This is a genomic window from Stenotrophomonas maltophilia, assembly GCF_001676385.1.
Lineage (GTDB): Bacteria > Pseudomonadota > Gammaproteobacteria > Xanthomonadales > Xanthomonadaceae > Stenotrophomonas > Stenotrophomonas maltophilia_J.
Genome location: NZ_LYVJ01000021.1, coordinates 1 through 2,083, shown reverse-complemented (window position 1 = coordinate 2,083; position 2,083 = coordinate 1). Strand labels below are relative to the sequence as shown.

Annotated in this window: 5 tRNA genes and 1 pseudogene; 1 reads left to right on the top strand and 5 read right to left on the bottom strand. The window is 62.9% G+C overall.

Annotation, left to right across the window (positions count from 1 at the left end):
- Positions 1 to 417 (top strand): annotated as a pseudogene (locus A9K58_RS19750) (flavin reductase family protein); the annotation flags it as partial.
- Positions 418 to 607: 190 nt separating this feature from the next.
- Here the strand turns inward: A9K58_RS19750 and A9K58_RS18755 are convergent.
- From A9K58_RS18755 to A9K58_RS18735, 5 genes are all read right to left on the bottom strand, one after another.
- Positions 608 to 681 (bottom strand) — tRNA-Cys (locus A9K58_RS18755).
- 67 nt (positions 682 to 748) lie between these two features.
- Positions 749 to 824 (bottom strand) — tRNA-Gly (locus tag A9K58_RS18750).
- Positions 825 to 1,221: 397 nt separating this feature from the next.
- Positions 1,222 to 1,297: transfer RNA gene (locus tag A9K58_RS18745), tRNA-Gly, on the bottom strand.
- A gap of 397 nt (positions 1,298 to 1,694) precedes the next feature.
- Positions 1,695 to 1,770, bottom strand: a tRNA-Gly gene (locus tag A9K58_RS18740).
- Positions 1,771 to 1,928: 158 nt separating this feature from the next.
- A tRNA-Gly gene (locus A9K58_RS18735) sits at positions 1,929 to 2,004 on the bottom strand.
- Positions 2,005 to 2,083 lie beyond the last annotated feature (79 nt).

Sequence of the window (2,083 nt, the reverse complement as noted above, 5' to 3'; positions counted from 1 at the left end):
CAGGCCGCACAGGTGGAAGCGATCGCGCGTGCAACCGGGCGTGACCCGGTACCCGCCGCCAAGCAAGCCATGGGCTACGTGCACGTGCGCGACAAATTCGCACTGGCGGGTTTAAGCGCGGTGCCGTCCGTGCAGGTGGAACCGGCGACGATTGCCGAGTGCCCGCTGCAGGTGGAAGTCACGATGATGGCCATGCACCGGCCCAGCGATGACGACGATCAAGGGTTCGTCATTGCCGAAGGGCAGATCCGCTGCGTGCACGCGCATGAGAACATCACTCTGGCGGGTACCGAGCACATTGATGTCACGCGCTGGAAGCCGCTGATCTACCTGTTCCGGCATTACCTTGGCGTGGGCGCTCCGGTCGGACGCAATTTCCGGGAGGAAACGCACATTGCCATTCCGGAACAGGCATAGGGCCACGTTGCGGCGCTCAGGGCCTCACGCTCACGCCGCACCGGGATGTGGCCTGTGGTCCAGCGCAAATACCCGGTCGACATTGGGGCGCGCCCGCGCCCGGGATTGCAGCTGCCCACTGGTATTCGCCCTGGACAGCCGCAGCAACCCGCCAAACAAAAAGCCCTGACCAAGGTCAGGGCTTTTCAATTGGAGGCCTCAAGCGGAATCGAACCGCTGTAAACGGATTTGCAATCCGGTGCATAGCCACTCTGCCATGAGGCCAACGTACCGCGCGCCAGGAACGAAGCCCCTGACATGACAAAACCCCTTGATGGGGCCTGTCGGAACATGGAGCGGGAAACGAGACTCGAACTCGCGACCTCAACCTTGGCAAGGTTGCGCTCTACCAACTGAGCTATTCCCGCAGATTCTTCGACCTGCGTCGAAGGAGCGCTATTGTGTCCAAATTCCTTCACGCCGTCAACAGTCTTCACACGACGCGATAACTGCGTTGAGCCGCGCTTCCGGCCGCCACACGCGCACTGACCGAAGCGCTTGTGCCCGACCGTGGAACTCCAGCATGATTGCCCCGGTATCCGGCGCCCGGCCGACCTCCAGCTCCACGTGCCGGGCCTGTCGCCCCACGCATCGGCCACGGCGACGTTGGCACCTTTGGATGACACCCCCTTCGCTGGCGCCACTGGACACGCTGGTCGCGTGCGATCCGGCTCGCGCCGCTGCGCCTGCCCCTTTCAGCCGGGCCTTGGCGACGGCGGCCGCGCAAACGAAAAACGCCCCCTTCCGGGAGCGTTCTTCCTGATCTGGAGCGGGAAACGAGACTCGAACTCGCGACCTCAACCTTGGCAAGGTTGCGCTCTACCAACTGAGCTATTCCCGCAGATTCTTCGACCTGCGTCGAAGGAGCGCTATTGTGTCCAAATTCCTTCACGCCGTCAACAGTCTTCACACGACGCGATAACTGCGTTGAGCCGCGCTTCCGGCCGCCACACGCGCACTGACCGAAGCGCTTGTGCCCGACCGTGGAACTCCAGCATGATTGCCCCGGTATCCGGCGCCCGGCCGACCTCCAGCTCCACGTGCCGGGCCTGTCGCCCCACGCATCGGCCACGGCGACGTTGGCACCTTTGGATGACACCCCCTTCGCTGGCGCCACTGGACACGCTGGTCGCGTGCGATCCGGCTCGCGCCGCTGCGCCTGCCCCTTTCAGCCGGGCCTTGGCGACGGCGGCCGCGCAAACGAAAAACGCCCCCTTCCGGGAGCGTTCTTCCTGATCTGGAGCGGGAAACGAGACTCGAACTCGCGACCTCAACCTTGGCAAGGTTGCGCTCTACCAACTGAGCTATTCCCGCAGATTTCGTTCGACCTGCGTCGAAGGAGCGCTATTGTGTCGATATTGCTGCACGGCGTCAACAGGAATTTCCGCCGGGCGTGCGATGCCGCCCCAGGCGCAGGCTTCGCGGCATCCATAACGAAAAACGCCCCCTTCCGGGAGCGTTCTTCTTGAACCTGGAGCGGGAAACGAGACTCGAACTCGCGACCTCAACCTTGGCAAGGTTGCGCTCTACCAACTGAGCTATTCCCGCTTGGGAGGCGAAATTCTACTTGTTCTGGAAATGGCGTCAAGCGCTTTTTCCAGGGTCTGCGAGGCACCTTGCATTGCGT